The 26,746-nt window shown below is 71.6% G+C and carries 32 protein-coding genes and 1 riboswitch; of the genes, 25 read left to right on the top strand and 7 right to left on the bottom strand.

The window, feature by feature from the left end; all coding sequences use genetic code 11:
* The gene (gene selB, locus ACLQ23_RS06335) at positions 1–1,755 is read left to right on the top strand and encodes a selenocysteine-specific translation elongation factor (RefSeq protein ID WP_425735917.1); all 1,755 of its coding nucleotides are present in this window, start codon (positions 1–3) and stop codon (positions 1,753–1,755) included.
* A gap of 55 nt (positions 1,756–1,810) precedes the next feature.
* Here the strand turns inward: selB and ACLQ23_RS06330 are convergent, their stop codons facing one another.
* Positions 1,811–2,845, bottom strand: coding sequence for an NAD(P)-dependent alcohol dehydrogenase (locus ACLQ23_RS06330; RefSeq protein WP_425735918.1), 1,035 nt, complete (start codon positions 2,843–2,845; stop codon positions 1,811–1,813).
* A gap of 98 nt (positions 2,846–2,943) precedes the next feature.
* On the opposite strand from ACLQ23_RS06330, the gene ACLQ23_RS06325 reads away from it, so the two are divergent.
* The 4 genes from ACLQ23_RS06325 (at position 2,944) to ACLQ23_RS06310 (ending at position 5,432) form a co-directional block, all read left to right on the top strand.
* A complete protein-coding gene (locus tag ACLQ23_RS06325; protein WP_425735919.1) occupies positions 2,944–3,552 on the top strand; it encodes a TetR family transcriptional regulator in 609 nt (202 codons plus the stop codon).
* A gap of 72 nt (positions 3,553–3,624) precedes the next feature.
* On the top strand, positions 3,625–3,822 hold the full coding sequence (locus ACLQ23_RS06320) for a hypothetical protein (protein ID WP_030492010.1): 198 nt from the start codon (positions 3,625–3,627) through the stop codon (positions 3,820–3,822).
* 70 nt (positions 3,823–3,892) lie between these two features.
* Positions 3,893–5,197, top strand: a complete 1,305-nt coding sequence (locus ACLQ23_RS06315) for a hemolysin family protein (RefSeq protein ID WP_355596463.1) — start codon at positions 3,893–3,895, stop codon at positions 5,195–5,197.
* A 49-nt stretch (positions 5,198–5,246) separates the two neighbouring features.
* Positions 5,247–5,432, top strand: a complete 186-nt coding sequence (locus ACLQ23_RS06310) for a hypothetical protein (protein ID WP_355596465.1) — start codon at positions 5,247–5,249, stop codon at positions 5,430–5,432.
* A gap of 5 nt (positions 5,433–5,437) precedes the next feature.
* On the opposite strand, the gene ACLQ23_RS06305 is transcribed toward ACLQ23_RS06310, so the two are convergent.
* Complete coding sequence (locus tag ACLQ23_RS06305; protein ID WP_355596467.1) at positions 5,438–6,088, bottom strand: hypothetical protein; 651 nt, start codon at positions 6,086–6,088, stop codon at positions 5,438–5,440.
* A 144-nt stretch (positions 6,089–6,232) separates the two neighbouring features.
* On the opposite strand from ACLQ23_RS06305, the gene ACLQ23_RS06300 reads away from it, so the two are divergent.
* Complete coding sequence (locus ACLQ23_RS06300) at positions 6,233–6,439, top strand: hypothetical protein (protein WP_053661400.1); 207 nt, start codon at positions 6,233–6,235, stop codon at positions 6,437–6,439.
* Here the strand turns inward: ACLQ23_RS06300 and ACLQ23_RS06295 are convergent.
* From ACLQ23_RS06295 to ACLQ23_RS06285, 3 genes are all read right to left on the bottom strand, one after another.
* Positions 6,436–6,912, bottom strand: coding sequence for a hypothetical protein (locus ACLQ23_RS06295; protein WP_355596469.1), 477 nt, complete (start codon positions 6,910–6,912; stop codon positions 6,436–6,438). The two genes, ACLQ23_RS06300 and ACLQ23_RS06295, sit on opposite strands and share 4 nt — an antisense overlap.
* Positions 6,909–7,121 (bottom strand): hypothetical protein, encoded by a 213-nt coding sequence (locus tag ACLQ23_RS06290; protein ID WP_053661037.1) that lies wholly within the window; start codon positions 7,119–7,121, stop codon positions 6,909–6,911. The genes ACLQ23_RS06295 and ACLQ23_RS06290 overlap by 4 nt, the downstream gene beginning before the upstream one ends.
* Positions 7,122–7,192: 71 nt before the next feature.
* Positions 7,193–8,074, bottom strand: coding sequence for a universal stress protein (locus tag ACLQ23_RS06285; protein WP_355596471.1), 882 nt, complete (start codon positions 8,072–8,074; stop codon positions 7,193–7,195).
* Positions 8,075–8,187: 113 nt separating this feature from the next.
* Here ACLQ23_RS06285 and ACLQ23_RS06280 point away from each other — a divergent pair, with 113 nt between their 5' ends.
* From ACLQ23_RS06280 to ACLQ23_RS06210, 15 genes are all read left to right on the top strand, one after another.
* The gene (locus ACLQ23_RS06280) at positions 8,188–8,934 is read left to right on the top strand and encodes an SAM-dependent methyltransferase (protein ID WP_425735920.1); all 747 of its coding nucleotides are present in this window, start codon (positions 8,188–8,190) and stop codon (positions 8,932–8,934) included.
* A 71-nt stretch (positions 8,935–9,005) separates the two neighbouring features.
* Positions 9,006–10,184: a PP2C family protein-serine/threonine phosphatase gene (locus ACLQ23_RS06275; protein ID WP_355596477.1), complete on the top strand. Its 1,179-nt coding sequence runs from the start codon at positions 9,006–9,008 to the stop codon at positions 10,182–10,184.
* Positions 10,185–10,237: 53 nt separating this feature from the next.
* A complete protein-coding gene (locus ACLQ23_RS06270; protein ID WP_355596637.1) occupies positions 10,238–10,705 on the top strand; it encodes a MarR family winged helix-turn-helix transcriptional regulator in 468 nt (155 codons plus the stop codon).
* 289 nt (positions 10,706–10,994) lie between these two features.
* Positions 10,995–11,627 carry a CDP-alcohol phosphatidyltransferase family protein gene (locus ACLQ23_RS06265; protein ID WP_425735921.1) on the top strand — a complete coding sequence of 211 codons (633 nt, stop codon included), beginning with the start codon at positions 10,995–10,997 and terminating at the stop codon, positions 11,625–11,627.
* 62 nt (positions 11,628–11,689) lie between these two features.
* Entirely contained in the window at positions 11,690–12,595 is a 906-nt protein-coding gene (locus ACLQ23_RS06260) for a DUF881 domain-containing protein (RefSeq protein WP_355596641.1), read from the top strand.
* On the top strand, positions 12,592–12,924 hold the full coding sequence (locus ACLQ23_RS06255; RefSeq protein ID WP_007460356.1) for a small basic family protein: 333 nt from the start codon (positions 12,592–12,594) through the stop codon (positions 12,922–12,924). The genes ACLQ23_RS06260 and ACLQ23_RS06255 overlap by 4 nt, the downstream gene beginning before the upstream one ends.
* A gap of 10 nt (positions 12,925–12,934) precedes the next feature.
* Entirely contained in the window at positions 12,935–13,936 is a 1,002-nt protein-coding gene (locus ACLQ23_RS06250) for a DUF881 domain-containing protein (RefSeq protein ID WP_425880434.1), read from the top strand.
* Between the two features lie 57 nt (positions 13,937–13,993).
* Entirely contained in the window at positions 13,994–14,374 is a 381-nt protein-coding gene (gene gcvH / locus ACLQ23_RS06245; RefSeq protein ID WP_355628319.1) for a glycine cleavage system protein GcvH, read from the top strand.
* A gap of 217 nt (positions 14,375–14,591) precedes the next feature.
* Positions 14,592–15,044, top strand: a complete 453-nt coding sequence (odhI, locus tag ACLQ23_RS06240; protein ID WP_007071101.1) for an oxoglutarate dehydrogenase inhibitor Odhl — start codon at positions 14,592–14,594, stop codon at positions 15,042–15,044.
* Positions 15,045–15,094: 50 nt separating this feature from the next.
* On the top strand, positions 15,095–15,796 hold the full coding sequence (locus ACLQ23_RS06235; RefSeq protein ID WP_355596643.1) for a MerR family transcriptional regulator: 702 nt from the start codon (positions 15,095–15,097) through the stop codon (positions 15,794–15,796).
* 183 nt (positions 15,797–15,979) lie between these two features.
* Positions 15,980–16,444: a bifunctional nuclease family protein gene (locus ACLQ23_RS06230; RefSeq protein ID WP_007460347.1), complete on the top strand. Its 465-nt coding sequence runs from the start codon at positions 15,980–15,982 to the stop codon at positions 16,442–16,444.
* A gap of 194 nt (positions 16,445–16,638) precedes the next feature.
* Positions 16,639–17,220 (top strand): MerR family transcriptional regulator, encoded by a 582-nt coding sequence (locus ACLQ23_RS06225; RefSeq protein ID WP_355596481.1) that lies wholly within the window; start codon positions 16,639–16,641, stop codon positions 17,218–17,220.
* Between the two features lie 366 nt (positions 17,221–17,586).
* Complete coding sequence (locus ACLQ23_RS06220; RefSeq protein ID WP_425880433.1) at positions 17,587–17,985, top strand: group I truncated hemoglobin; 399 nt, start codon at positions 17,587–17,589, stop codon at positions 17,983–17,985.
* Between the two features lie 2 nt (positions 17,986–17,987).
* The gene (locus tag ACLQ23_RS06215) at positions 17,988–19,157 is read left to right on the top strand and encodes a globin domain-containing protein (RefSeq protein WP_355596484.1); all 1,170 of its coding nucleotides are present in this window, start codon (positions 17,988–17,990) and stop codon (positions 19,155–19,157) included.
* Entirely contained in the window at positions 19,154–19,849 is a 696-nt protein-coding gene (locus ACLQ23_RS06210) for a DivIVA domain-containing protein (protein WP_425880432.1), read from the top strand. The genes ACLQ23_RS06215 and ACLQ23_RS06210 overlap by 4 nt, the downstream gene beginning before the upstream one ends.
* A gap of 42 nt (positions 19,850–19,891) precedes the next feature.
* Here the strand turns inward: ACLQ23_RS06210 and ACLQ23_RS06205 are convergent, their stop codons facing one another.
* Positions 19,892–20,548: an NAD(P)H-binding protein gene (locus ACLQ23_RS06205; RefSeq protein WP_355596488.1), complete on the bottom strand. Its 657-nt coding sequence runs from the start codon at positions 20,546–20,548 to the stop codon at positions 19,892–19,894.
* 92 nt (positions 20,549–20,640) lie between these two features.
* On the opposite strand from ACLQ23_RS06205, the gene ACLQ23_RS06200 reads away from it, so the two are divergent.
* Both ACLQ23_RS06200 and gcvP read left to right on the top strand, forming a co-directional pair.
* Complete coding sequence (locus tag ACLQ23_RS06200) at positions 20,641–21,480, top strand: NAD-dependent protein deacetylase (protein WP_425880431.1); 840 nt, start codon at positions 20,641–20,643, stop codon at positions 21,478–21,480.
* Between the two features lie 60 nt (positions 21,481–21,540).
* Positions 21,541–21,639, top strand: a riboswitch (glycine riboswitch).
* Positions 21,640–21,714: 75 nt separating this feature from the next.
* Positions 21,715–24,543: an aminomethyl-transferring glycine dehydrogenase gene (gcvP, locus tag ACLQ23_RS06195; RefSeq protein ID WP_425735923.1), complete on the top strand. Its 2,829-nt coding sequence runs from the start codon at positions 21,715–21,717 to the stop codon at positions 24,541–24,543.
* 142 nt (positions 24,544–24,685) lie between these two features.
* Here gcvP and ACLQ23_RS06190 read toward each other — a convergent pair whose 3' ends face one another.
* A complete protein-coding gene (locus ACLQ23_RS06190) occupies positions 24,686–24,886 on the bottom strand; it encodes a DUF5999 family protein (RefSeq protein WP_053661069.1) in 201 nt (66 codons plus the stop codon).
* A gap of 123 nt (positions 24,887–25,009) precedes the next feature.
* Here ACLQ23_RS06190 and ACLQ23_RS06185 point away from each other — a divergent pair, with 123 nt between their 5' ends.
* A complete protein-coding gene (locus tag ACLQ23_RS06185; RefSeq protein ID WP_425735924.1) occupies positions 25,010–26,230 on the top strand; it encodes a chorismate-binding protein in 1,221 nt (406 codons plus the stop codon).
* Positions 26,231–26,234: 4 nt separating this feature from the next.
* Entirely contained in the window at positions 26,235–26,744 is a 510-nt protein-coding gene (locus ACLQ23_RS06180; protein WP_355596496.1) for a peptide deformylase, read from the top strand.
* The last annotated feature ends 2 nt before the right edge of the window (positions 26,745–26,746 follow it).

The raw sequence follows: 26,746 nt of genomic DNA, 5'->3' as shown, positions 1-26,746 counted from the left end.
ATGTTCGTCGTCGCCACCGCCGGGCACGTCGACCACGGCAAGTCGACACTGGTCCGGGCGTTGACCGGGATGGAACCGGACCGGTGGGCGGAGGAACGCCGCCGGGGCATGACAATCGACCTGGGTTTCGCCTGGACGACGCTGCCGTCTGGCGCCACGATCGCCTTCGTCGACGTGCCCGGCCACGAGCGGTTCGTGCCGAACATGCTCGCCGGTGTCGGCCCGGTGCCCGCCGCGCTGATCGTGGTGGCCGCCGACGAGGGATGGATGCCGCAGTCCGCTGAGCACCTGGCAGCGCTCGACGCGCTCGGCGTCCGGTATGGCCTGCTTGCGGTGACCCGCGCGGACCTGGCCGATCCGGGGCCGGCGACGGCCCGCGCCCGCGCCGAGATCGCCGCGACGAGCCTCGGCACGGTGGAGGCGGTGGCGGTCAGTGGCCTCACCGGCGCCGGCCTGCCGGAGCTGCGGACCGCCCTGGACCGGCTCGCCGCCGGCCTGCCCGCGCCGGCCGTGGACGACCCGGTCCGGCTCTGGGTGGACCGCAGCTTCACCGTGCGGGGCAGCGGCACAGTGGTGACCGGCACCCTGGGCGCCGGCCGACTGCGGGTGGGCGACGAGTTGGAGCTGGCCGGCACGCAGGAGACGGTCCGGGTCCGCGGCCTGCACTCGCTGGGCGAGGCCCGACCGGACGTGGCGGCCGTCGCCCGGGTCGCGGTCAACCTTCGGGGTACGTCCCGCGACCGGATCGGCCGAGGCGACGCGCTGCTCACCTCGGGCCGGTTCCACCGCACCGACCTCGTCGACGTGCGGCTCACCGGCGACCCGGCCGCCGACCTGCCGGCAGCCCTCACCCTGCACGTCGGGTCGGCGGCGGTGCCGGTGCGGGTCCGACCGCTCGGCGCGGACACCGTGCGGCTCCGGTTGGCGCGGCCGTTGCCGCTGCTGGTGGGCGACCGGGCGCTGCTGCGCGATCCGGGGCGGCACCACGTGGCCGGCGGCGTACGCGTGCTTGACGTCGCGCCCCCGCCGCTGGCCCGCCGGGGTGCCGCCGCGGCCCGCGCGCAGGTCCTCGCCGACCTTGACGGTCGACCCGACCTGGCCGGGGAACTGCGCCGCCGTCGACTGATCCGTGCCGGCACGCTCATCCGGATGGGTGTGCCGGCACACGTCGCGCCCGTGGCCGGTGACTGGCTGGCCGACCCCGCGCACTGGCGGCGGCTCGGCGAGCAGGTGACCGAGGAGGTCACCCGCTACGCACGGGACCACCCGCTGGAGCCCGGGATGCCTGTGGACGTGCTGCGTCAGCGTCTGGCTCTGCCCGATCGTGTGCTGGTCGAGGCCCTGATCCGGCCACCGCTGCGCGTCCACGCGGGTCGGGTCGGTACGGCGGGTGTGGCCGATCTGCCCGAGCCGGTGGCCCGGGCCGTGCAGCGGGTCCGCGACGAGTACGGCGACCGGCCGTTCCGCGCCCCCGAGGCGGACCACCTCGTCGACCTGGGCCTGGGGCCCCGGGAGATCGGCGCCGCCGTGCGCGCCGGGGCTCTGCTGCGACTGGCCGACAACGTGGTGCTGCTGCCCGACGCGCTCGACGACGCGGTCCGGGTGCTGGCCGGGCTGCCCCAGCCGTTCACCTTGTCGGCGGCCCGGCAGGCGCTTGACACCACCCGCCGGGTGGCGGTGCCGCTGCTGGAGTTGCTTGACCGCCGGGGCGCTACCCGCCGACTGCCCGACGACGCCCGGATCGTCGTCACCTGAGAGCGTCACGGGATCTCGGACCTGCCGCACGTCCTGGCCCGGGTCGAGCGTCCGATCAGTCCAGGTCGGACATGTCGAGCACGAAGCGGTAGCGGACGTCGTTTCGCCGGAGGCGGTCGAGTGCCGTGTCCACCTGCGCCGACGGGAGGACCTCGACGTCGGCGGCGATGCCGTTGTCGGCGCAGAACTGGAGCATCCGGGCGGTCGCGGGACGACCTCCGCTGCCCGCGGAACTGAGCTTCTTGCGCCCGATGAGCAGGTCAGTGGCCTCGACGGTGACCGGGCCCAGGTAGCCGAGGAGGCTGAGGGTGCCGTCCATCGCCACAAGCTTCAGGTACGGGGCGAGGTCGTGAGGTGCGGAGATGGTGTCGATGACGACGTCGAAGGTGTCCCGCGCCGCGGCCATCTGCTGTGTGTCGGTGGAGTCGATGAGGTCGTGGGCGCCGAGCCGGCGGGCGTCGTCGCGCTTGTCCTGGGTGCGGCTGATGACGGTCGTGGTGGCGCCGAGCGCCACTGCCATCTTGACAGCGAGGTGGCCCAGGCCGCCGAGACCGGCCACGGCGATGCGACTGCCGGAGCCCACGCCGAGGGAGTGCAGGGGTTCCCAGACGGTGACGCCCGCGCACATGAGTGGTGCGGCGGCGGCCGGATCGAGGCCGGAGGGGAGGGGGTGGGCGAACGCGTCGCGGACGACGTACTCGCGGGAGAAGCCGCCCAGCGTGGTCGACCCGTCCTGCCGGTCGGCGCCGCCGTAGGTAAGGGTCGGGAAGGAGTGGCAGAAGTTCTCCTGGCCGGCCCTGCACATGCCGCACGTTCCGCAGGAGTCGACGATGTTGCCCACCGCGACGTGGTCGCCGATCGAGAAGGCGGTCACCTCGGGGCCGGTCGCGGTCACCACGCCGGTGAACTCGTGACCGGGCACCAGGAGTGCGTGCGGGTCGTTGTCGCGCAGGGCGTGCAGGTCGCTGTGGCACACGCCGCAGTAGTCGACCCGTACCGCGATGTCATCGGGTCGCAGGTCCCGGCGCTGGATCTCGGTACGCCGCAACGAGGCCGGGCCGGCGGCCCGCCATCCGGTGGTGGTTCGCATGTACGTCAACCCTTCCAACAGACTGTTCGGTCTGTTTCAACGTAGACCCGAACTCGGCCCGGAGCAAACCGACGAGTCTGTTTGCTAAGCTGGGGGCCATGTCGGCACAGCCCCAGACCTCGCGAGGCGCCGCGACCTACCAGCGCATCCTGGACGCCGCCACCGAGGAGTTCGCCCAGCACGGCATCGCCGGGGCGCGCATCGACCGCATCGTCTCGGCCGCGCGCACCAACAAGGCGCAGCTCTACGCCTACTTCGGTGACAAGGAACGGCTCTTCGACGCGATCTTCCTCAGCTCGCTGGAGCGCATCACCAACGTCGTGCCCATCGACGCCGACGATCTCGCCGACTGGGCCGTTCGCCTCTACGACGAGTACCTGCGCCGCCCCGACCTCATCCGGCTGGCGACCTGGACCCGACTGGAGCGCCGGCCCGCCGGGCACCTCGTCGAGACCCACGAGCACTACGACGATCGCAAACTGGCCGCCATCGCCGAGGCCCAGGCCGCGGGTCGGATTCGCGCAGGCGACCCGTTCGACATCCTGGCCATGGTGATCGCCATGTCCATGGCCTGGTCGCCGGTCAGCAACGTCTACGCGGCAACTGACAAGGAGCCCGACGACGTGCACGACAAGCGCCGCGCCCTGCTGCACGACTGCGTCCGGAGAGCCACCGCTTCGGCCGAGCAGGATCAACCGCGCCGCTGACCGCTGCCGCTCGCCTGCGCTCCGGTACTCCAACCGGCCCCGCCGTCGGCGACGGTCACCTACGGTGACGGCATGGACCCTTCGGCGGTCTGGCGGGACCGGCAGCACAAGTGGCGGATCGAGGCGTACCGCGCGCCGGACCTGCGGTTCGCCATCTACGCCACGAACGGCCCCACCGAGTCGGTTCCGCTGTGGCTGTTCGGCATGTCGGCGCTGGCCCGGTGGCTGATGACGCACTCCATCTCGCTTGACGACCTGGAGGTCGACTGAGCGCCCGGAACCGGACCAGGGCCGGGTGCGCTGCGGTTGAGTGACCTGAGGTGGCGGACGGGGGTGCGCGATGGGCAGCCAGCTCGGGCAGTTGGTGCTGGTGGCCGTGCTGATCCTTGTCAACGCGGCGCTCTCCGGCAGCGAGATGGCGTTGGTGACGCTGCGCGAGGGGCAGCTGCGGCGGCTGGGGCGGCGAACCCGTACCGGCGAGCGGTTGGTGCGGCTGTCGCGCGATCCGAACCGCTACCTGGCCACCATCCAGTTGGGCATCACCCTGGCCGGGTTCCTGGCCTCGGCGGCGGCCGCGGTGTCGCTTGCCCAACCGCTTGTGGCTCCGCTCGGCTTCCTCGGCGCGGCGGCCCGCCCCACCGCGATCGTCCTGGTGACTGTGGCGCTGACCTTCGTCACGCTGGTGTTCGGTGAGCTGGCGCCGAAACGGTTGGCGATGCAGCGGGCGGAGCGGTGGGCGCTGCTCAGCGCCCGGCCACTGGATCTGCTCGCCCGGGTGTCCCGACCGGCGGTCTGGCTGCTCAGCTGGGCCACCGACGTGGTGGTCCGGCTGGCCGGCGGCGACCCCCGGGCCAGCCGTGAGGAGATGACCGAGGACGAGCTGCGCGAGATGCTCGTCAGCCGGCGCGGGCTCTCGGCGCAGCAGCGGGAGATCCTGACCGGTGCCTTCGACATCGCCGGCCGGACGCTCCGCGAGATCCTGGTGCCCCGGCGGGAGGTGACCACGCTGCCGGCCGACCTCCCCGCCGCCGAGGGTGTCCGTCGGTTGGCTGCCGCCGGACGGTCCCGCGCGCCGGTGACCGGTCCCGGCGGGCTGGACGACGTGATCGGCGTGGTGCACATCCGCGACCTGGTGCAGTCGGGCGTGGGCACCGTTCAGGAGCGGGGGAGGCCGCCACTGCTGCTGCCGGTGACACTGCCGGTCGCCGACGCGCTGCGCCAGTTGCGTCAGGAACACCAGCAACTGGCGCTCGTCGTCGACGAGCACGGCGGCATCGACGGCATGATCACCCTGGAGGACCTGCTGGCCGAGGTCGTCGGCGAGTTGTACGACGAGACCGACCGGGACGTACAGGACGTGACGCCCGAGCCGGACGGGTCGCTGCTGGTGCCCGGTGATTTCCCGCTGCACGACCTGCCCGACCTGGGGGTGCGGCTGAGCTTCCCGCTGTCGCGGGAGTACACGACGGTGGCCGGTCTGGTGTTGGCGCGGCTGGGTCACCTGCCGGGTGCGCCGGGCGAGACGGTGCGACTGCCCGGGTTGACCATCGAGGTGGTGGAGGTCGCCGACCGCGCGGTACGGCGGGTGCGGCTACGCGGCTTCGTCGTCGACAGGCACGCCGGAGGCCACCCGGACGGTGGATGATCCGCCCAAAACATCCCGAAGCGGCGTCCTGCTGCCTACGGTGCGGTATGTGAAGGACCAAGGTTTTCGCAAGGTGGTCACAGTGCTCGCCGGCCTCGCGGTGATCTACTTCGGCAGCGCGGGCCGCAGCCCCGAGGAGGGCCGAGGCATCTCCGGCGGGCTGATCGTCCTGGCGCTGCTCGCCGCGCTGCTGGTGTGGCACCTGACCCGCCCGGGTGACAAGACAGTCAAGTGAGCGCCTCAGCCGGCGGCGACGCGGGTGACCTCGCCGGCGGACTCCTCCCCGAGCGCCACCCGGACCAGCGCCGAGGCGAGGCGACCGAAGTCCGGCCCGTCGACGAGCCCGGCCAGCCGGTCCGGTGAGCCCGGCAGACCGAGCCGCTTCGCGCCGGCCAGGGCGCGCCGGTCGGCGTACGGGCGCAGGTCCGACCAGACCGTCTGGGCCTCGCGCAGGTAGATGTCCGCGCCGGTGGGTCCGATGCCGGGAAACTCGGTGAGCCGTCGGCGTAGCCCGACCGGGTCGCCCTGGGCCTCCCGGTGCAGCCGCCGCAGGTCGCCGTGCCAGCGGTCCAGGCACAGTCGCGCGCCGGTGCCGAGCATTGTGGCGGTCCGCTCGTCGTATCGGCGGTAGTGACCCCGGCCGAGCGCGTCGACCCGCTGCTGCCAGGTGGCCGCCTCCATCGCCTGCGGCGTGCGGTAGCCGGCCGCGAACAACTCCCGTGCGGCGTCGACCGCCACACACGCCCGGATCCGGGTGCTCAGCAGGGTGGCAAGCACCAGCAACTGGTACAGCGGCCCCGGTCGGTCGGCGAGCCGGATCCCGGCCTCCTCCGCGTACGTGTCGCCCCGCCGGTCCAGCAGGACCCGCACCACCGCTCGATCGTCGCCCACACCGGGTGGGTACCCGCCCCGCGGCCGGCTAGCCCTCACGCCGGCAGTGAGCCGGTACGCGGGGCCGGAATGCCGTCGGGCGGGGCGGGTATGCCGGCGGTGGAGGCGGTCGATGCCGCCTGCCGTACCTGGAGGGAGACACTCGTGGTCAACCCGCAGCAGGAGGAGTTCCGGCGCAACGCCAAGGGAGCTACCAGTCAGGACAGCAAGGGGCCCACGCCGACCGGGCACCCGCGCAACCGTGGCTCGTCGCGCGGAGACGCCGGTCGGCCGGTGCCCAAGGGCCAGGTGTCGCCGTACGGCCCGGCGGGTGAGCCGGTCGCCGAGGACGACAGCGACACCCGGGCCTAACTGTCGCGACGTGACGGCCGCCGCAGCCTGTTCCAGGTTGCGGCGGCCGTCAGCCCGTACGCCAGGTGCGGAATGATGTCCGAGACCCAGTCCGAGCGCCCCCACGTACGCGGGTTGCTGATGCCCAGGGCGGTGATGGACCCGTCGGTCATGGCCATGACACCGGCGCCGAGCACGCCGGTGGCCAGCGGCAGTGACTGCCGACGACCACCGGCGTAGAGCGCGAACGCCATGCCCGCGGTGATGCCCAGCCCGTAGCCGATCAACGGCCCGAGCCCGGAGCGGCGGGTCTCCGCCCGGGGCGCCGGCCCCAGGTCCACGTGTGCGATGTCGGCCAGCCGGCCGACGGTCTGCTCCGCAGTGGTGCTCGCCGGCCGTGCCCGCAGGGCGATGTCCAGATAGCCGACCACGTTCAGCGCGGTGCTGCCGACGGCGCCCGCGATGGCGCCGTCGGCCAGGTCGACCGTCCTCACTTCGGGTCGCCCGGTTCGCGCTCGCCCTTGGGGCCGTAGGTGCGCTCGCCGCGAACGACGCCCCGCTGGCCGCGATCCTCCTGGAGGATCTTGTTGGCGACCTGGTTTGCCTTCCCGTCGGGCACCCGCCGTCCGGAGTCGTCGATGGCGTTGCGCAGTCGCGCCCGCTGCTTGTCGTACGCGTTGCTTCCCGGCCGTGGTCCTGGCATCTGCTGCCTCCTTCGTCGCCGTTGGCGTACCGCGGCCGTCTACCCGTCCTGCGGCAGGTCAACCCCGGTGGTCAGCGGGGCGCGCGGATGACGGCGACGGGGCAGTGGGCGTGGTGCAGCACCGCCTGGCTCACCGACCCCAGCAGCAACCCGGTCACCTCACCTCTGCCGTGGCCGCCGACGACGACGAGTTGGGCGGTACGCGACGCCTCGGTGAGCACTGTGCGGGCCCGCCCGCGGGTGGCCTGACCGGTGAGCCGCAGCCCCGGGTGGCTCTCGACCAGCCCGGCCAGCCACCCGGCGAGCACCTGTTCCTGCTCGGCGCGCAGCCGGTCGGCGTCGTACACCAGGGGTTGCATGTCGCCGGGGCCGATGCTGCCCGGATGGCGGTAGGCGTGCACGGCGTGCAGCGGCACGTCGCGCGTCAGGGCGGTCTCGGCGGCGAATTCGGCGGCGAGTCGGGACGCCGCCGAGCCGTCCATTCCCACCACCACCGGCTCGTCGGGGCGTTGCTCGCCGCGGGCCACGAGCACCGGACAGTCGGCGTACGCGGCGACCTGCACCGCCACCGAACCGATGATCAGCGCGGTGAAGCCGCCCATTCCCCGGTCGCCGAGCACGATGAGCGCCGCGGTGGGGGATTCGCCGATCAGCACCGCCGCGGCCTCGCCGTCGATGATCTCGCCGGAGATCGACAGGCCGGGAACGGTGGCCTCGGCCTCGGCCACCGCGGCGGCGACAAGCTCCTCGGCCTGGTGGCGCAGACCGCCGCCGGGCGGCGCGTCCGGAGCGGGAGAGACCGGCACGTTCAGCAGCGGCCAGATGAAGCCGTGGACGACCCGTAGCGGCCGGTGTCGGCGGGCGGCCTCGGCGGCGGCGAGGCGCACCGCCCGTAGGGCCGGCTCCGAGCCGTCCACGCCGACCACGACCGCCGCGCTGTCCGCCGAGTTCACTGTCCACCTCCTGCCCGGCCAGTATCGCGGGCGTGGCGGCGCGGCGGAGCGATACCGCCGAGCGGGCCCGGGTCGGTACGCTGGTCGCCGACCGCCGGAGGGGAGCGTCGTCGATGGGTGAACCGGCCGAGCCGAGCACCGCCCGCATGATCGACTTTTGGCTGGGCGGCGAGCACCATTTTCCGGTCGACGTGGCCGCCGCGCACGCCTTCGAACAGGCGTACGGGCCGTGTGCGCCGGTCTTCCGCGAGCTGCGGGCCTTCCTGGGCCGGGCGGTGCGGGCGATGAGCGAGCAGGGCGTGGACGGTTTCCTGGTCTTCGGCGCGGGGCTGCCCACGATGGGCAACGTGCACGAGGTCGCCACCGAGGCCACTGTGCTCTACACCGACGTGGATCCGGTCACCATCCGGCTGGGGCAGAGCATCCTCGCCGGCAGCGACCGGGCCGGCTACGGCTTCGGTGACGCCACCGACATCGGCACCATCGATCCGTCGCAGCTGCACCGTTTCGTTCCGGGCTGGGGGCGGCGGCCGGTGGGGGTGGTGTTCCTCGGGCTCGCGGCGTTCCTCGACGACGACACGTTGACCCGGACCCTCGACGAGTTGTATACGGCTGCGGCGCCGGGCAGCCTGCTGGCGGTGGATTTCGACACCGAGGAGTTGGCGGGGTATCCGCAGGCGCTGGCGATGATGGGGCCGGCGTTCCGGATGCGTCCTGCGGCGGCGTTTGCGCCGCTGCTGGGCCGGTGGAGGCCGACGCCGGACGGGATCGTACCGGTCGACCGGTGGCGGCCGGACGGCCCGCCGGTGGAGGTGCCTGACGCGTTCCACGGGGTGCTGGCCACGCGCGACGCCGACTGACCCGCGCCGACCGGTTGTCCGACGGCGTCCGTATGATGCTTGCCCTGTAGCAAGTTTCTGGAGGAGCGAGCATGGTGGACGCGCCGGACGTGGTGTCGCGCGCGCTGCGGGAGGCCCCACCGGACCAGTTGGCGGAAGCCGCGGACCGGGCGATCCGCTCGGCGCTTGGCGCGGTACGCACCGACGTGTTCGTCGCAGATTACCGGATCAGCGGGCTGTGGCCGGTGCTGGACCCGGATCTGCCAGCGGCAGGCTTTCTGGCCTGTCACACCGTGGCGCAGCGCTGTTTCAGCAGTCAGCAACCGGTGCGCGACGGCGCCGAGGACGGCGGGTGCCGGCTCTACCTGCCGCTGACGGTGTGGGGCGAGCGGCTCGGTGTGCTGCTCATCGAGTTGCCGGCGGTGCCCGGCCCGGCTCTCACGGGTCGCGCCACCGACATCGCCGGCGACCTGGCGGTGGCGTTGCGGGCCGCGGACCGCGAGACCGACCGTTACCGCCGGGTTCGTCGACGTGAGCGGTTGAGCATGGCCGCCGAGATGCAGTGGGACCTGCTGCCGGGTCGCAGCGTGACGCACCGCGCGTTTGACCTGGCGGGTCAGCTGGAGCCGGCGTACACGGTCGGTGGTGACCACTTCGACTGGTCGTTGGACGGTGACCGGCTCACGTTGACGGTGCTCAACGGTGAGGGCAACGGCCTGGCGGCGTCGCTGCTGACCTCGGTGACCGTCAACGCGATGCGCAACGCGCGCCGCTCCGACGGTGGTCTCGTGGAGCAGGCGGAGCTGGCCTCGGACACGGTCTTCTACCAGCACCGGGGGCGTCGGCACGTGGCGACGTTGCTGCTGGAGTTGGACATTCCGTCGGGGCTGATGCGGGCTGTCGACGCCGGGTCGCCGCACATGCTGCGGATGCGCGGCAAGACGGTCGAGCCGATCAGCCTGGAGCAGCAGTTACCGCTGGGCATGTTCGCCGAGACCCGGTACGAGGTGCAGGAGTTCCAGCTCACGCCGGGGGAGCGGGTCTTCGTGGTCAGTGACGGGGTGTGGGCCGCGGAGCCGGCCGGCCGGGAGCCGTACGGTCAGCGGGTGATGGCGCGCTCTCTGCGTGCCACGCGGTTGCAGCCTGCGACCGAGGCGGTTGGTACGGTGATGCGCGAACTGCACGCCTATCACGCGGATTCCGATTTGCGCGACGACGCGGTCGTGGTCTGCCTGGATTGGCACGGTCCGCGCGAGCGGAACGGCGGATGAGGATCAGCGCCGCGCTGGGCGGGCACCAGCGCGACGACGGCAGGGGACATCAGGTGGAGCGACCTGCGGATCTCGCCTCGGCTATCGACGCGGCCGCCGAGACGCTGATCGCCGTACTTGAGTCGGCGTCGTCGCGGCATCCGGTGCCGCCGACCCAGTTGCGGGTGCTGGCGCTGATCAGCAGCCGGCCGGAGACCAACGTCAACGGGTTGGCCGAGTTGTTGGACGTGGTGCCGTCGTCGGCCAGCCGGCTCTGTGACCGGTTGGAGGCGACGGGCCTGCTGCGCCGGGTGGCCGATCCGCGGGACCGGCGGGAGGTGCGGCTGGTGCCGACGGCGGCGGCGCAGACCCTGCTGTCGGAGTTGGCGCAGCGGCGCCAGCGCGCTGTGCAGGTGGTATTGGATCGGATGCCGCCCCGGATGCAGCACGACCTGTTGCAGGCGTTGCACGCCTTCTCCCGGGCGGCCAACCAGACGGTGCCGGAGCAGCAGCCCGACACTGCGGCCGTGCAGACGGCCTGAGCGCTCGACCCTTCGACTAGCGTCCTAGGACGCTTTACGCGTGGTGATCCACGACACAACGCGCGAACACCGCGCCAACCGCCGGACGGCGGCACCCAGCGCTCGGGCACGAGCCCGATATAGTGGCAGCGCACTCACCCGGCCCGTGATCATCGAGATCGCGGGCCGCATCAGGGAACGGGTCCCGCCCCGGGGCCGCAGGGGAGCCGGCGTTGCCGGCCCGACAGCGCGTACGACCTTTGCCGCGCCGACGACGGCCGGTGCCGGAGCGTGCCGTGGAGGAGGTTCGGTGTCGAGTCGGCCGGCTCGGGCAGAGCATCCGCGGGACATCGACGACCAGGCCCCGAGCAACCAGGTGCTCACCCTGCCCAACCTGATCAGCTTCGGACGGCTGCTGGGCGTACCGATCTTCCTCTACCTGTTCCTGGTGGAGCGCGCGGACGTGGCGGCCGTGGTCGTGCTGGCCATCGGCGGCACCACCGACTGGGTGGACGGCTGGATTGCCCGCCGGATGCGCCAGGTGAGCCGGCTGGGGGAGTTGCTCGACCCGCTGGCCGATCGGCTCTACATCCTCGCCACCCTTGTCGCCTTCACCGCGCGTGAGGTGGTGCCGTGGCAGTTCACCGCCGCGCTGCTGGCGCGGGAGTTGCTGCTGCTCGGCTCGCTGGCGGTGCTGCGCCGCTACGGGTACGGCCCGCCCCCGGTGCACTACGTCGGTAAGACCGCCACGTTCCTGCTGCTGGCGGCGTTCCCGGTGCTGCTGTTGGCGACAGCGGCGAGCGGGGTGGCCACGGCTGCCGCCGCCATCGGCTGGGGCCTGGCCTGGTGGGGTCTGGTGCTCTACTGGGTGGCCGGCGCGATGTACGTGGTGCAGGCGGCACGGCTGGTGCGCGCGGCACGCGGTCCGGGAGCGGCGGCGTGAGCGCCACCCCGCCGCCGCCGCAGCAGCAGCCGGAGCGGCCTCAACGGCCGCGCCAGGATCGGGTGTACGCGCCGGACTTCCTCACCGAACTGTTCCGCAACCCGCTGGATCCGGGGTACGCCGACGCGGCGGCGGCACGCCGGCGCAAGGGTGTGCCGACGCCGGAGCGGGGGTGGCGGGCCTGGTCCGGGCGCTCGGTGAGCCTGGCCGTGGTGGTGGTGCTGGGTTTCCTGTTCGCGGTCGCCTACCGGCAGACGATGGCCGACGAGCCGGGGCGCGCGCAGGCCCGTTCCGGGCTGGTGGCGCAGATCAAGGACCGGGAGAGCCAGACCGACAGGTTGTCGCAGCGCGCGGACCAGCTGCGCGAGGAGGTCAGCCGGCAGCGGGATGCGGCATTGAGCGGCTCGACGGCGGCGCGGCTGCGGGACCTGGAGGCGAGCACCGGGCTGGGCCGGGTGCGCGGCGACGGTGTGGTGGTGCGGTTGGCGGACGCGCCAGGCAACCCGGACGCGGTGACCGGTGCGGGGGCGGGGCCGCCGCGGGTGCTCTACAGCGATCTCCAGGGGGTGGCGAACGCGTTGTGGAGTGCTGGTGCGGAGGCGGTCGCCATCAACGGGCAGCGGTTGACCTCGACGTCGACGATCCGTTCGGCGGGTGAGGCGATCCTTGTGGATTTCCGGCCGGTGACCGGGCCGTACGAGGTGTCGGCGATCGGACCGGGGTCGATGCGTCGCCAGTTCGAGGCGAGCCGTAATGCGGCGTTGATGCGGGAGGTCGCGCAGCAGACGGGCCTGTCGTTCGATGTGCGGGGTGCTGACGACCTCACCCTGCCGGCGGCACCGGAGCCGCAGCTACGCTACGCCAAGCCGTCGGTCAGTCCGAGCCCTTCTGTGTCGGGTGGCCGGTCCGGCAGTCCCGGGTCGTCGGGTCCCTCGGCGACCGCTAGCCCTTCCGGAGGTGGCCGATGATCGCGGTGCTGGCGTTGCTCGCCGGTGTGGTGCTCGGGGTGTGGCTTGATCCCACGGTGCCGGCGGCGTTGCAGCCGTACCTGCCGATCGCGGTGGTTGCCGCGTTGGATGCGGTGTTCGGTGGGGTGCGGGCGAAGTTGGACCGCATTTTCGACGACAAGCAGTTCGTGGTGTCGTTCATCTCGAATGTGCTGGTGGCGGGTCTGATCGTGTACCTGGGTGACCAGTTGGGGGTGGGCGGGCAGTTGTCCACCGGTGTGGTCGTCGTGCTGGGTGTGCGGATCTTCGGGAATGTGGCGGCGATCCGCCGGCACCTGTTCCGGGCGTAGGTTTGATGCGATGAGCGACGAGCAGACGGAGACGGGGACGGGTTGGCCGCAGCCGGCGGGTCCGGCGCGGCCGGGTGGCCCGGCGGGTGAGCCGGACCCGCGGCCGGATGCGCCGGATCCGGACGAGCTGAGCCCGTTGGCGCCGCACGGCCCGGTGGAGGCGGAGCCTCCGGCCGGGGAGCCTGGTGTGGCGCCTGTCGATGACGGTGCGACGGTGGACCTGAGCGCGGTGTCGCGGTCGGAGGAGCCGGTCGGGCGGACGGACGGGCTGGAGGAGCTGCCGGTGCGGCGTGCCGGGCCGGTGGTGGCTGGTCGGTCGCGGTTGAGTACGGCCGGGGTGATGATCGCGGCGTTGTTGGCGTTGCTTGGTTTCACCCTCGTGGTGCAGTTGAAGACGACGTCGACGGATCCGACGTTGGGGGCGACGCGTCAGGAGGACCTGGTGCGGATCCTGTCGGATCTGGATGCGCGGGAGAACCGGCTTCAGCAGGACATTCGGGCGTTGGAGGACAGTCAGCGGCAGTTGGCCTCGGGCGAGCAGGGCCGTCAGGCGGCGTTGGACGAGGCGACGCGGCGGGCGGACGAGCTTGGTGTGCTGGCGGGGACGTTGCCGGCGGTGGGGCCGGGTCTGACGGTGCAGTTCATCAGTGGGGCCAAGCCGATCTCGGCGACGCGGGTGTTGGACGCGGTGCAGGAGCTGCGGGGCGCCGGTGCGGAGGCGATGCAGATCACCGGTGGTGACCGGACGGCGGTGCGGGTCATCGCGTCGACGTACTTCCTGGACGGGGAGAACGGGTCGCTGGTGGTGGAGGGGCGGCGGTTGCCGCCGCCGTTCACGATCACGGTGATCGGTGATCCGGCGACGATGCGTACGGCGTTGAACATTCCTGGCGGGGTGGTCGCGTCGGTCCGGGGTGACGGCGGTAACGTGACGTTTGGGGAGCGTGAGGTTGCCGAGGTTTCGGCGCTGCACGCGCCGATCAAGTTGGAACACGCCCGTCCGGTCTCCTGACCGGCGCGGCCGCGCCGGGCCGGTGGTCCGGGGCACCGATGGATGAGGACGCGTCTGGTGATTCCCGAGGATCTGCGATACACCGCCGAGCATGAGTGGGTGGCGGGTGAGGGCACGGGTTCGGCCCGCGTCGGCATCACGCACTTCGCGCAGGACGCGCTTGGCGACATCGTGTACGTGCAGTTGCCTGAGGTCGGTGCGGTGGTCGCTGCCGGTGATTCGTTGGGTGAGATCGAGTCGACAAAGAGTGTGTCGGAGATCTACTCGCCGGTGGCGGGTACGGTGGCGGCGCGCAACGAGGCGCTTGGTGACACGCCCGAGTTGATCAACTCGGATCCGTATGGTGCGGGTTGGTTGGTGGAGATCACGCCGAATGACCCGACGGCGTTGGACGGGTTGCTGACTGCGGGCGCGTACCAGAAGATCACCGAAGGCTGAGTGTGCTTGATCCGGCGGGCGTGTTGTCTGCGCGCGTCCGGTTGCCCTGCATTTCGGCGCTGGCTAGGCTCGCCCAGTCGACCGAGAAGAAACCATTAGTTGAGCGTTGCGGAATTGCCTTCCCGGGCACGGGGAGCCAGCCGCCGGGTGTTCGAGTGCCCGGCGGCCAGACCCGCCATTACCCGACGCCGACCGAACAGATCCGTGAGGTGGTCCCATGACGCGGCCAGACGACGAGTTCCCCCCGCTCGACGTCACTTCGACGCTCAATCTCGGCTCGCTCGACGAAGTGCTGGAGGGCCCGGACACCGATGTGGTGCCGAGCCGGATGTCCGGTTCGTTGCCGCCCGGCATGGCGCTGCTGGTGGTTCGTCGGGGTCCGAATGCGGGTGCCCGGTTCTTGTTGGACCACGATGTGACGACCAGTGGCCGGCACCCGGACAGTGACATCTTCCTTGACGATGTGACGGTGTCGCGGCGGCATGCTGAGTTCCACCGGGACGGTGGCACGTTCACGGTGCGGGATGTGGGCAGCCTCAACGGCACGTATGTGAATCGTGAGCGGGTCGAGGCGGCCACGTTGAGCAATGGTGACGAGGTTCAGATCGGTAAGTTCCGGGTGGTGTTCATCGCCGGTCCGCGCCCGGAGGAGGAGGCCGGCCGGGGGTGAACGAGCCTGCGGCCTCCACGCCACCCGGGGCGGCCCGGTCCCAACCGCTGATGAGCATCGGTGAGGTGCTGGGGCAGTTGCGGGTGGATTTCCCGGACACCACGATTTCGAAGCTGCGGTTCCTCGAGGCCGAAGGGCTCGTCGAGCCGCAGCGGACGGCGGCTGGTTACCGGAAGTACAGCTGGGACGATGTGGCGCGGTTGCGGTTTGTGCTGTCCGCGCAGCGGGACCGGTATCTGCCGTTGCGGGTGATCCGTGAGCAGTTGGCGGAGTGGGATTCGTCCGGTGAGCAGCCGGGGCGGTCGCGGCCTTCGTTGGTTGCGGTCGGTCCTGATGGTGCGGTGCCGGGTCGGGAGTCGGTGGAGCCGGCCGAGTCGTCGCAGGTGCGGCTCGGCCGGGCTGATCTGGTGGCCCGTAGTGGGATCGACGAGTCGACGTTGGTGGAGTTGGAGCGCCTCGGTGTGCTCGTGTCTGATCCGCCTGGCTGGTACGACGGGGATGCGTTGATCATCGCGTCGGCGGTGGCGGGGTTGGCGGCGTACGGGTTGGAACCGCGGCATCTGCGGGGTTACCGGAGTGCGGCTGATCGTGAGGTCGGTTTGTTCGCTCAGTTGGTGGCGCCGTTGGCGCGGCAGAGTGATCCGGCGGCGCGGGCGCGGGCTGCGGAGACGGCGCGGGAGTTGGTGGCGTTGTCGGAGCAGTTGCATGCGGCGTTGGTGCGGGTGGGTCTGCGGTCGACGTTGGGTCGGTGATGGTGGCGGCTGGGCGGCGGCGGAGCGGAAAGATCTCTTTCGGGAAGAGTGCCGTAGGCTTGCTGGGGTAACCCCTTTCTGGCGCGGGCGTGGTGCTGTAGCGCATGGGACGGCCGTGTTTCGGTCCGTGTACCGTGCAGGGAAGGGCGCGGTGCGTAGGTTGACGACGACACGGAGGCGGCGGTGCGCGAGCTGAGCGTGGTCGGAGTTCGGGTGGAGCTGCCCAGCAACCAGCCGATCGTCCTGCTCAGGGAGGTCGAGGGCGACCGCTATCTGCCGATCTGGATCGGTGCGGTCGAGGCCACGGCCATCGCTTATGAGCAGCAGGGTGTGAAGCCTGCCCGTCCGTTGACGCATGATCTTCTGCGGGACGTGTTGGCGGCTTTGCAGGCGCCGTTGCAGGCGGTGGAGATCACTGAGCTCAAGGAGAACGTGTTCTACGCGGATCTGTTGATCGGCGATGGGGTGCGGGTGTCGGCGCGGCCGAGCGATTCGATCGCGTTGGCGTTGCGGGTTGGTGCGCCGATTCGTTGTGCTGAGCAGGTCCTCAGCGAAGCGGGGATCGTTATCCCTGACGAGCAGGAGGACGAGGTGGAGAAGTTCCGCGAGTTCCTGGAGCAGGTGCGTCCGGAGGATTTCGCGGGCTGACTGGGCTCGGTTCCCGGGTGGGTGTCACTGTTGGTGATGCCCCGGGGCGGGTTGGTGATCTTTCTCGGGTGGCTGCGCGGCGTGTCGCGCCTGTTTCTCCGTGGTAACTCCTGAGCGTGGCGATAGGGTTGCCGTGTCGAGGGGTGCGCGTCCCGGAAGCGACGCGTCGCCGCACTGACGGGGAGGTTGTCCGGATGCACGAGCCGCAGGATTCCGATCCGGGTGCACAGTTGAGTGAGCCGGGTGTCTCGGCGACTGAGAGTGATGGCTCGGTGGGCTACCGAGGTGTGACGGCTTGTCACGCGGTGGGCATCAGTTATCGGCAGTTGGATTACTGGGCGCGGACGACGCTTGTGGTGCCGAGCGTGCGGGACGCTTCGGGCTCGGGGACGCAACGGTTGTATTCGTTCCGGGACCTTGTGGTGTTGAAGGTCGTGAAGCGGTTGTTGGATGCGGGGGTGTCCCTGCAGAACATCCGTAAGGCGATCGAGGCGTTGCGGTCGCGTGGTGTGGAGGATCTGGCGGGGATCACGCTGATCTCTGATGGGACGACGGTGTACGAGTGCCGGTCTCCGGAGGAGGTGGTCGACCTGTTGCAGGGTGGCCAGGGTGTGTTCGGGATCGCGATCGGTGGGGCTTTCAAGGAGATCCAGGGGTCGTTGTCGCATCTGCCGGCGGAGCCGGCGAGTGGCCCTGCGGAGCCGGCGGTGGCGCCCGAGGTGGAGTCGGTGGCCGACGAGTTGGCGGCCCGGCGGGCGCGGCGGCGCGCGGGCTGAGTCCCGTCCCCGCTGTTGCGGGTTTTCTTTCGCAGTCCTTTGGTCGACTTCGTCTTCTGGGGATTCGCGGTGTCCGAGCGCGTCGGATGCCCCGGTTTCAAGCGAGCCGACCCGTGGCGCTGGTGTTGCCCCGCGGGTCGGGGGTCCACTGTGGGTTCCGGTCATGGGCTCTGACCTGGCTGTGGTGACTCTGCGTGTGTGGCGTTGTCGGGAATCGGATAGGGGGGCCCTGACCGGGCGTCAGCGGCACGCTATCGTCCGACACGGTCCATCGGTGTGGCGCCGTGGCATGAAGGTGTTGCGCCGGTGTCCGTTGCCCCTGCGCGCTGACCCGGCGCGACCCCTCCATCCCTGGAAGGAACGACCGTGACGGTTACGCAAGAAACCGCTCCCTCCTCGCACTACGACCGCATTGGCGGTGCGAACGCTGTGAAGGCGGCCGTCGAGCTGTTCTACGACAAGGTGCTCGCCGATCCTGAGCTGGCGCCCTATTTCACCTCTGTGGACATGGCGGCTCAGCGGCGGCACCTCGCGCTGATGCTGGCGGTGGTGTTGGGTGGCCCGAACGAGTACGCGGGTCGCGGGTTGGCCGAGGCGCACCAGCCGTTGGGTATCACCGCGGAGCAGTACGCCAAGGTCGGTGGGCACCTGAGCGCGGCGTTGACCGAGTTGGGTGTGCCCGGGGACATCCTGGCCGACGTGCAGGCGGTGCTGGCGCAGGTTCAGGATCAGGTGGTGGCCGCCGGGACGCATCCGGGCGCCTGAGCGTGGACGCGGCCCGACTCAAGCAGAGTTGGTCCCAGGTCGCCGGGCACGGCGATCAGGTTCCGCTCTTCTTCTATTCGACGTTGTTTCTGGCCCACCCGGAGACTCGGCAGATGTTCCCCACGAACATGGCCGGTCAGCGGGACCGCCTCGTCACCGCGTTGGGGCACATCGTGTCGCATGTGGACCAGGTGGACCGGCTTGTGGGTTATCTGCAGGATCTGGGGGCGGACCACCGGAAGTTCGCGGTCCGCGCCGAGCACTATCCGGCGGTCGGTGAGGCGCTGCTGGCGACGTTGCAGCATTTCCTGGCAGAGCAGTGGACCGACGAGTTGGCCCAGGACTGGGCTGCGGCGTACGGGCTGGTCGCGCAGGTGATGACGGAGGCGGCGCAGGCGGCGGAGGCGGTGAATCCGCCGTGGTGGGTGGCGGAGATCGTGGCCCATGAGCGGCGGGCGTTCGACGTGGCGGTGTTGACGTTACGTCCGCAGTACCTGTTGCCGTTCACGCCGGGTCAGTCGATAGGGGTGTCGCATCCGTCGGTGCGGTCGTGGCGGTACTACTCGCCGGCGAACGCTCCCCGCGCGGACGGCACCGTGGAGTTGCATGTGCGGGCCGCGCCGGGTGGTGCGGTGTCGTCGCGGCTGGTGTATGGGTCGTCGGTGGGTGACCGGGTGCATCTGGCCGCGCCGGTGGGGGAGCGGCTGGCGTTGTGGTCGGCCGGCTCCAGCGATCTGTTGTTGCTGGCGGCGGGCACCGGCTGGGCGCCGGTGAAGGCGTTGGTGGAGCAGGTCGCCGCGGAGGGTTCCCATCGTCGGGTGGATCTGTACGTGGGGGCTCGTTCGCGCAGCGAGTTCTATGACAGTGACGCGATCGACAAGTTGGCGTCGTCGTGTCCGTGGTTGACGGTGACGTATGTGGTGGGTGCGGATGTGAACCGGCCTGGGGAGTTCGTGCACGCGGTGGACCGGGCGTTGGCCGATGGTGACTGGCGTTCGCGGCACGTGTACGTGTGTGGGTCCGACGAGATGGTGTCGCATTCGGTGCAGGCGTTGGCGCGGGCGGGTTTCCACGCCGGTCAGGTGCACCACGAGGGTTTGGGCGCGCAGTGGTACGGCCCGGCGTGGCGTACGGCGGTGCGGCAGCAGTCGAGCGAGAGGGGTGAGCAGTGAGCGCGACCCCGATCAGCCGGTACGACGGTGTGCAGGTCTCCGGTGGTGTGCAGGTGCGGATGACGGCCGACCGGGTACGGCGGTGGGAGTTCGGTACGGCGCCGTTCGCGCGGCGCGGCTATGACAGCGCCGACGTGGACCGGTTCCGGGTGCAGGTCGCCGACGAGCTGGATCTGATGGCGACGCAGATCGCGAACCTGCGGGCGGAGAACGAGCGCCTCACCGACCGGGTGGAGTTGCACCGGCACGGGGTGATCCCGAGCGCGGGTGCGGTGGCGAAGACCCCGGCGGCGAAGGAGGTGAATCTGCTGTCGGCGGCGCAGCGGGAGGCGGAGCAGATCATCGCGCAGGCGCACGACTACGCGCGGCGGGTCGCCGAGTACGCCCGGGTGCAGTACGAGAGTTACATGCGGGCGGCGGCGGAGGAGGCGAAGTTGGAGGCGGAGCGGGCGGTGGCGGACTACCGCGCGTCGGCCGGGCCGAGCTTCGACGATTCGGTGGCGACCCGGGAGGCGTTGCGGATCTTCGGGGAGATGATGGTGTCGCACATGCAGGCGGCGGCGCGTCATCTCGACGAGGGCAGTGAGCAGTTGGCGCGGACGATGGATCGGATCGCCGCGCAGACGCCTGGTGGGCCGTTCGTGGACGGTGCGCCGGGTCAGACGGCGTTGCCGCGGCACCACCAGCGCTGAGGTGTGTGACCGGTGGGGTCCGCCGACAGCGGATCCCACCGGTCAGGTGCGGGTGGCGTCGACGGCGTCGGCGATGGGTGTCGGTCCGGCGACGAGTTCCAGTGTCGCGCCTGCGGTGTGGGGTGCGTCCAGGAGCGCGGCGAGGACGAGGGCGACGTCGGCGCGGCTGATCGCGCCGCTGCCGGCGTGGCGGGTGAGGGTGACGTGGCCTGTCGGGTCGTCGTCGGTGAGTCGGCCGGGGCGCAGCACCGTCCAGGCGAGGTCGCGGGCGCGCAGGTCGTCCTCGGCGGCGCGTTTGGCCAGCAGGTACGCGGCCCACACGTCGTCGGTGCCGGGGCTTGGTGGCTTGTCCACGCCCATGGAGGACACCAGCAGGTAGCGGTGGACGCCGGCGTGGGTGGCGGCGTCGGCGAGGAGCGCGGCGGCGCCCCGGTCGACGGTGTCCTTGCGGGCGGCGCCGCTGCCGGGGCCGGCTCCGGCAGCGAAGATCACCGCGTCGGCGCCGTCGAGGTGCGCGGCGAGGTCGGTGACGTCGGTGTGTTCGAGGTCGCAGACGACCGGGGTGGCGCCGGCGGCGCGCAGCGCGGGCGCCTGGTCGGGGTTGCGGATGAGGCCGACGGTGGTGTCGCCCCGGTCGGCGAGGTGACGCTCCAGCAGTCGGGCGATCTTGCCGTGGCCTCCGGCGATGACGATGCGCATCGTTTCAACGTACCGGCCGGGGCCGGTCGCGGCTCGTGCACTGCTGAGGGCGGGGTTGGTCGGCGGTGGGCGGGCTGAGGCAGCATGGTGGGGTGACCGACAGCCTCGACGCGTTGACCTCGCTGCTGGCCGGTGGGCGGGTGGTGGTGCTCAGTGGGGCGGGCCTGTCCACCGAGTCGGGCATCCCGGATTACCGGGGGCCCAGCGGCGTGGCCCGCCGGCACACGCCCATGACGTTCCAGGCGTTCACCGGCGATGCTTTGGCGCGGCGGCGGTACTGGGCGCGGAGTCATCTGGGGTGGCGGGTGATCGCGCGGGCCGCGCCGAACGCCGGGCATCGGGCGGTGGCGCGGCTGCAACACGCCGGTCTGGTCGACGCGGTGATCACCCAGAACGTGGACGGGTTGCACGGCGCCGCCGGCAGCGCGCCGGTGGTGGAGTTGCACGGCCGCCTGGACGAGGTGACCTGCCTGGACTGCGGCAACCTGACGTCCCGGGAGGAGGTGGACCGGCGGCTGCGCGAGGCGAACCCGGACTTTGTGGCGCAGGTCGACGCGGTCAACCCGGACGGTGATGTGGATCTCCCCGACGAGCAGGTGGCCGGTTTCCGGCCGGTGGACTGCGGGATCTGTCAGACAGGCATGCTGAAACCGGACGTGGTGTTCTTCGGTGAGACGGTGCCGCCGCAGCGGGTCGCGCGGTGTTTCGACCTGGTGGAGCAGGCGCGGGCGTTGGTGGTGTTGGGCTCGTCGTTGACGGTGATGTCGGGTCGCCGGTTCGTGATCCGGGCGGCGAAAAACGGCATTCCGGTCGCGATTGTCAACCAGGGGCCGACCCGTGGTGACGGGTACGCCACAGTGTGCGTGGACGCGCCGTTGGGTGTGGTGCTGCCCGCGCTTGCCGACCGGGTCGCCGCCGGGGCGTGGGTGTGACGGTCCGGGGGTAGGACATCGGCTCGAAACACCGGCGCTGGTAGCGTTGACCGCGCCGGTAACACCCACGTGGGAGAGACCGCCCGACAGCACCCGGGGCGGCGCCGAAGGGGCAAATCCTCCCCGGAACCTCTCAGGCAAAAGGACCTCGTGGGCAGGCACTGTGGAGCGCCCCTACAGGGGTGCGACAGAGGGGGAGGCCGACACGTCGACCTCGCCCCGGGAGTGCCACTGATGACCGTTGAGCAGTTCGCCACCCGTCACATCGGTCCCGGACCGGACGATGAGCGCCGCATGTTGGAGGTCGTCGGGCACGGCTCGGTCGACGAGCTGATGGACGCGGCGATTCCCGAGGTGATCCGCTGGCACGGCACGCTGGACCTGCCGGAGGCGGCCACCGAGGCCGAGGCGATCGCCGAGCTGCGGGCCCTGGCGGCGCGTAACACCGTCGCCGTGTCGATGATCGGCCTGGGGTATCACGGCACGCACACTCCGGCGGTGATCCGCCGCAACGTCCTGGAGGACCCGGCCTGGTACACGGCGTACACGCCGTACCAGCCGGAGATCAGCCAGGGCCGCCTGGAGGCGCTGCTGAACTTCCAGACGATGGTCACCGACCTGACCGGGCTGGCCACCGCGAACGCCTCCATGCTCGACGAGGGCACCGCCGCCGCGGAGGCCATGACCCTGGCCCGCCGGGCGTCCAAGAGCAAGAGCCGTGTGTACGTCGTCGACGCCGACGCGCTGCCGCAGACCATCGCGGTGATCGCCAGCCGGGCGGAGCCGCTGGGCATCGAGGTGCGGGTCGTCGACGTCGAGCGCGACGAGCTGCCGCAGGAGTTCTTCGGCCTGCACCTGCAGTACCCGGGGGCGTCCGGGGCGGTCCGTGACCACTGCGCCCTCGTGCAGGCCGCGCACACCGTCGGGGCCCTCGTCACCGTCGCCGCGGACCTGCTGGCGTTGACGCTGCTGCGCGCTCCGGGCGAGATCGGCGTGGACATCGCCGCCGGCACCACGCAGCGGTTCGGCGTACCGATGGGCTTCGGTGGGCCGCACGCCGGTTACCTGGCGGTGCGCTCGGGCCTGGAGCGGATGCTTCCCGGCCGGCTGGTCGGTGTGTCCCGTGACGCCGACGGCAACCCCGCCTACCGGTTGGCGTTGCAGACCCGTGAGCAGCACATCCGTCGGGAGAAGGCGACGAGCAACATCTGCACCGCGCAGGTGCTGCTGGCGGTGATGGCCGGCATGTACGCCGTCTACCACGGCCCGGACGGGCTGCGGGACATCGCGACGCGTACCCATGCGATGGCGGCGCGGCTCGCGGCCGGGCTGCGCGCCGGTGGCGTGCGGGTCGCGGACGTCGCGTTCTTCGACACGATCACCGCGAGCGTGCCCGGTCGGGCGGAGCAGGTCGTCGCGGCCGCCGCCGAGCGTGGGGTGAACCTGCGGCTTGTCGACGCCGACCGGGTGGGTGTGTCCTGCGACGAGACGACGACTGTGGCGCACCTGCAGGCGGTGTGGGCGGCGTTCGGGGTGCCGGCGTTCGACGGCGACGGCGACGGCGACACGGCGCTGCCGGCCGACCTGGCCCGGACGAGCGACTTCCTGACCCACCCGGTGTTTGGCAGTCACCACTCGGAGACGGCGATGCTGCGCTACCTGCGGCGGCTGTCGGACTTCGACTACGCGCTGGACCGGGGCATGATCCCGTTGGGGTCGTGCACGATGAAGCTCAACGCGACCACCGAGATGGAGCCGATCTCCTGGGCGGAGTTCGCCCACATCCATCCGTTCGCGCCGGACTCCCAGACCGCCGGCTACCGGGAGATGATCGGCCAGTTGGAGTCGTGGCTGGCCGAGGTGACCGGCTACGACGCGGTGAGCGTGCAGCCCAACGCCGGGTCGCAGGGTGAGCTGGCGGGGCTGCTGGCGATCCGCTCCTACCACGCGTCGCGGGGCGAGTCGCACCGCGACGTGTGCCTCATCCCGTCGTCGGCGCACGGCACCAACGCGGCGTCGGCGGTGATGGCCGGCATGCGGGTCGTCGTGGTGGCCTGCGACGACGACGGCAACGTCGACCTGGTCGACCTCGACGCGAAGATCGACAAGCACCGCGACGCGCTCGCCGCGATCATGGTGACGTACCCGTCGACGCACGGCGTGTACGAGACGGGCATCGCGTCGCTGTGCGCGAAGGTCCACGACGCCGGCGGGCAGGTGTACGTCGACGGGGCCAACCTCAACGCGCTTGTCGGGTTCGCCAAGCCGGGGAAGTTCGGCGCGGACGTGTCGCACCTGAACCTGCACAAGACGTTCTGCATCCCCCACGGCGGCGGCGGCCCCGGTGTGGGTCCGGTGGCGGTGCGTTCCCACCTGGCGCCGTTCCTGCCCGGCGACCCGCTCGGCGCGCACGTCGATGCGACGCCGGCGATCTCGGCGGCGAAGTACGGGTCGGCGGGGATCCTGCCGATCCCGTGGGCGTACCTGCGGATGATGGGCGCTGCCGGTCTGACCCGGGCCACCGGCGTGGCGGTGCTCGCCGCGAACTACGTGGCGGCGCGGCTGCGCGGGCACTACCCGGTGCTGTACGCCGGCAACAAGGGCCTGGTGGCGCACGAGTGCATCCTTGACCTGCGGCCGTTGACGAAGGCCACGGGTGTGAGCGTGGACGACGTGGCGAAGCGGCTCATCGACTACGGCTTCCACGCGCCCACGATGTCGTTCCCCGTGGCGGGGACGCTGATGGTGGAGCCGACCGAGAGTGAGGACCTGGCCGAACTGGACCGGTTCTGCGACGCGATGATCGCGATCCGCGCGGAGATCGACCAGGTCGCCTCGGGGCAGTGGCCGGCGGGCGACAACCCCCTGGCGAACGCGCCGCACACCGCGGCGATGGTCAGCGGTGACGACTGGCCGCACCCGTACCCGCGGTCGGTGGGCGCGTATCCGGCCGGCGTGGACCGGGCGGGGAAGTACTGGCCGCCGGTGCGGCGTGTCGACGGCGCGTACGGCGACCGGAACCTGGTCTGCTCGTGCCCGTCGCCGGAGGCGTTCGAGGACTGACACCGCCGGAGGCTCTGGCGACGGCGGGCCGGGGCGGGCGGTGTGTGCCGCCCCGGCAGCCGCGCTGACCTGGGCTCGGGTGTCCCGTACCGGGGGACTAGCCTGGGTCGGCGGCGGCGATTCGGTGACGCTGGGTGGTCAATCAGGCCGCGAGGGCGTGTCGGGCGGGGCCGCGGTGCGGGGCGATGCTGCTGCCGTCGGGGAGCAGCTCACCGGTGTCCTCGAAAACGATGACACCGTTGCAGAGCAGGCTCCAGCCCTGCTCAGGGAAGCAGGCGAGGACCCGGGCGGCGTCCCGGTCAGTGGCTTCGGCGGAAGGGCAGGTCGGTTGGTGCTGGCACATCGGGTTCTCCGGACTGTGGGGGCACTGTGTCATGGTTCACATGACCAGTGACGCACAGTACCAAGTGAAAGTGTCCAGCATCGAGCAGGTGTCGGTCTTGTGTACGGGAAATCCACTGAACGGATGAGGAAGATCAGTCCATACGGCGTGGAAACGCTCCCAGAGGTGCTGGTCGATGCGCCAGCGGCCCCCGCCGGGTGCCGCGGGGCGCTCGTCGAACGCGCCCGTCTGCACTGGCGCCGCACCGACGGAGGCGACCCCGCCGCGCTCGCGCAGGAGTTCCTCGCCGCGCACGGGCTGCCCCTGCACGACCTGGCCCGACCCACACCCACCGGCCACCGCACCGACACCGGCCTCTGCGGCGCCGCCCTGTACCTGTCCGCCGCCGCCGGCGCGCACCTGACCGGCGGCCCACAGGGCAACGCCGAGCCCGCACCCGCCCTGCCCGACCTCGCCGTCGTCGTCTACCACCACCGCCCGCGCACCACCCCGGCCAGCGGCCCACCCGCAGGCTGGTGGCTCGGCGACTGGGCCGAGAGCTGGACACCCACCCAACACGCCCACGCCGTCGACGCCGTCCGCGCCGCCATCGGCCGCGGCGACGTCTACCAGACCAACCTCGTCGGCCACGCCGCCGCCCGCTACACCGGCGACCCGATCCCCGCCCTGCGACGCCTCGGCGGCCTGCCCGGCGCCCGCTACGGCGGCGTACTCACCGGCGACGGCTGGGCCATCGGCTGCGCCTCACCGGAAACCCTCATCGAAGCCCACGACGGGCAACTGATCACCCGACCCATCAAGGGCACCCGCCCCGCCACCCCCGCCGGCCGCGCCGAACTGCTCGCCAGCGCCAAGGAACGCGCCGAACACATCATGATCGTCGACCTGGAACGCAACGACCTCGCCCGCGTCGCCCGCACCGGCACCGTCGAGGTCGACGACCTGTTCGCCGTACGCCGCTGGTGCGACCTGTGGCAGGCCGAGTCGACAGTCCGCGCCCACGCCGCCGACGGCCTCGGCCTGGCCGACCTGCTGCGCGCCACCTGCCCCGGCGGCTCCGTCACCGGCGCACCCAAACACGCCGCCCTCACCCAGATCGCCGCCCTCGAACCCGTCGGCCGGGGCGCCAGCATGGGCGCCCTCGGCTGGGTCGCCCCCGGCCGCGTCGACCTCGGCCTGACCATCCGCACCGCCGCCGCCGACGGCGACCGGCTGCACACCTGGGCCGGCGGCGGCATCACCTGGGACAGCGACGCCCACGCCGAGGTCGCCGAAGCCGCGGCGAAAACCGCACCGATCCGCGCCACCCTCGCCGGGCAACCGCCACCACCGCCGATACGCTGACCCCATGACCATGCGGCCCATCCGGATCATCGGCGACCCCGTCCTGCGCACCGACTGCGAACCGGTGACCAGCTTCGACGCCGAACTGCGCGCCCTCGTGGCCGACCTGATGGACACCCTGCTCGGCGCACCCGGCCGCGCCGGCGTCGCCGCACCCCAGATCGGCGTCAGCGCCCAGGTGTTCGTCTACGACGCCGACGGGCACCGCGGCCACCTCGTCAACCCCACACTGGAACTGTCCGACGAACTCCAGGACGACGAGGAGGGCTGCCTGTCCATCCCCGGCCTGTACTTCCCGACCCGACGCGCCCTGCACGCCACCGCCCACGGCGTCGACCAGCACGGCGAACCACTCACCATCTCCGGCAGCGGCTTCCTGGCCCGCGCCCTGCAACACGAGACCGACCACCTGCGCGGCACCCTCTACGTCGACACCCTGCGCGGCGACATCCGCCGCCGCGCCCTGCGCGAGATCCGCGCCGGCCGGTTCGACTCACCCAGCCGCCCCCGCTGACC

The organism is Micromonospora sp. DT41 (assembly GCF_049841715.1).
Classification (GTDB): Bacteria; Actinomycetota; Actinomycetes; order Mycobacteriales; family Micromonosporaceae; genus Micromonospora; species Micromonospora profundi.
Note: the sequence above shows the minus strand (reverse complement) of the source record. Positions and strands in the feature narration are given on the sequence as shown.

Excerpts from the sequence above, each read along its gene's own strand:
- selB (WP_425735917.1), top strand. The coding sequence starts at position 1 with ATGTTCGTCGTCGCCACCGCCGGGCACGTCGACCACGGCAAGTCGACA.
- ACLQ23_RS06330 (WP_425735918.1), bottom strand. The coding sequence starts at position 2,845 with ATGCGAACCACCACCGGATGGCGGGCCGCCGGCCCGGCCTCGTTGCGG.
- ACLQ23_RS06325 (WP_425735919.1), top strand. The coding sequence starts at position 2,944 with ATGTCGGCACAGCCCCAGACCTCGCGAGGCGCCGCGACCTACCAGCGC.
- ACLQ23_RS06320 (WP_030492010.1), top strand. The coding sequence starts at position 3,625 with ATGGACCCTTCGGCGGTCTGGCGGGACCGGCAGCACAAGTGGCGGATC.
- ACLQ23_RS06315 (WP_355596463.1), top strand. The coding sequence starts at position 3,893 with ATGGGCAGCCAGCTCGGGCAGTTGGTGCTGGTGGCCGTGCTGATCCTT.
- ACLQ23_RS06290 (WP_053661037.1), bottom strand. The coding sequence starts at position 7,121 with ATGCCAGGACCACGGCCGGGAAGCAACGCGTACGACAAGCAGCGGGCG.
- ACLQ23_RS06280 (WP_425735920.1), top strand. The coding sequence starts at position 8,188 with ATGGGTGAACCGGCCGAGCCGAGCACCGCCCGCATGATCGACTTTTGG.
- ACLQ23_RS06275 (WP_355596477.1), top strand. The coding sequence starts at position 9,006 with ATGGTGGACGCGCCGGACGTGGTGTCGCGCGCGCTGCGGGAGGCCCCA.
- ACLQ23_RS06255 (WP_007460356.1), top strand. The coding sequence starts at position 12,592 with ATGATCGCGGTGCTGGCGTTGCTCGCCGGTGTGGTGCTCGGGGTGTGG.
- ACLQ23_RS06250 (WP_425880434.1), top strand. The coding sequence starts at position 12,935 with ATGAGCGACGAGCAGACGGAGACGGGGACGGGTTGGCCGCAGCCGGCG.
- odhI (WP_007071101.1), top strand. The coding sequence starts at position 14,592 with ATGACGCGGCCAGACGACGAGTTCCCCCCGCTCGACGTCACTTCGACG.
- ACLQ23_RS06235 (WP_355596643.1), top strand. The coding sequence starts at position 15,095 with ATGAGCATCGGTGAGGTGCTGGGGCAGTTGCGGGTGGATTTCCCGGAC.
- ACLQ23_RS06225 (WP_355596481.1), top strand. The coding sequence starts at position 16,639 with ATGCACGAGCCGCAGGATTCCGATCCGGGTGCACAGTTGAGTGAGCCG.
- ACLQ23_RS06205 (WP_355596488.1), bottom strand. The coding sequence starts at position 20,548 with ATGCGCATCGTCATCGCCGGAGGCCACGGCAAGATCGCCCGACTGCTG.
- gcvP (WP_425735923.1), top strand. The coding sequence starts at position 21,715 with ATGACCGTTGAGCAGTTCGCCACCCGTCACATCGGTCCCGGACCGGAC.
- ACLQ23_RS06190 (WP_053661069.1), bottom strand. The coding sequence starts at position 24,886 with ATGTGCCAGCACCAACCGACCTGCCCTTCCGCCGAAGCCACTGACCGG.
- ACLQ23_RS06185 (WP_425735924.1), top strand. The coding sequence starts at position 25,010 with ATGAGGAAGATCAGTCCATACGGCGTGGAAACGCTCCCAGAGGTGCTG.
- ACLQ23_RS06180 (WP_355596496.1), top strand. The coding sequence starts at position 26,235 with ATGACCATGCGGCCCATCCGGATCATCGGCGACCCCGTCCTGCGCACC.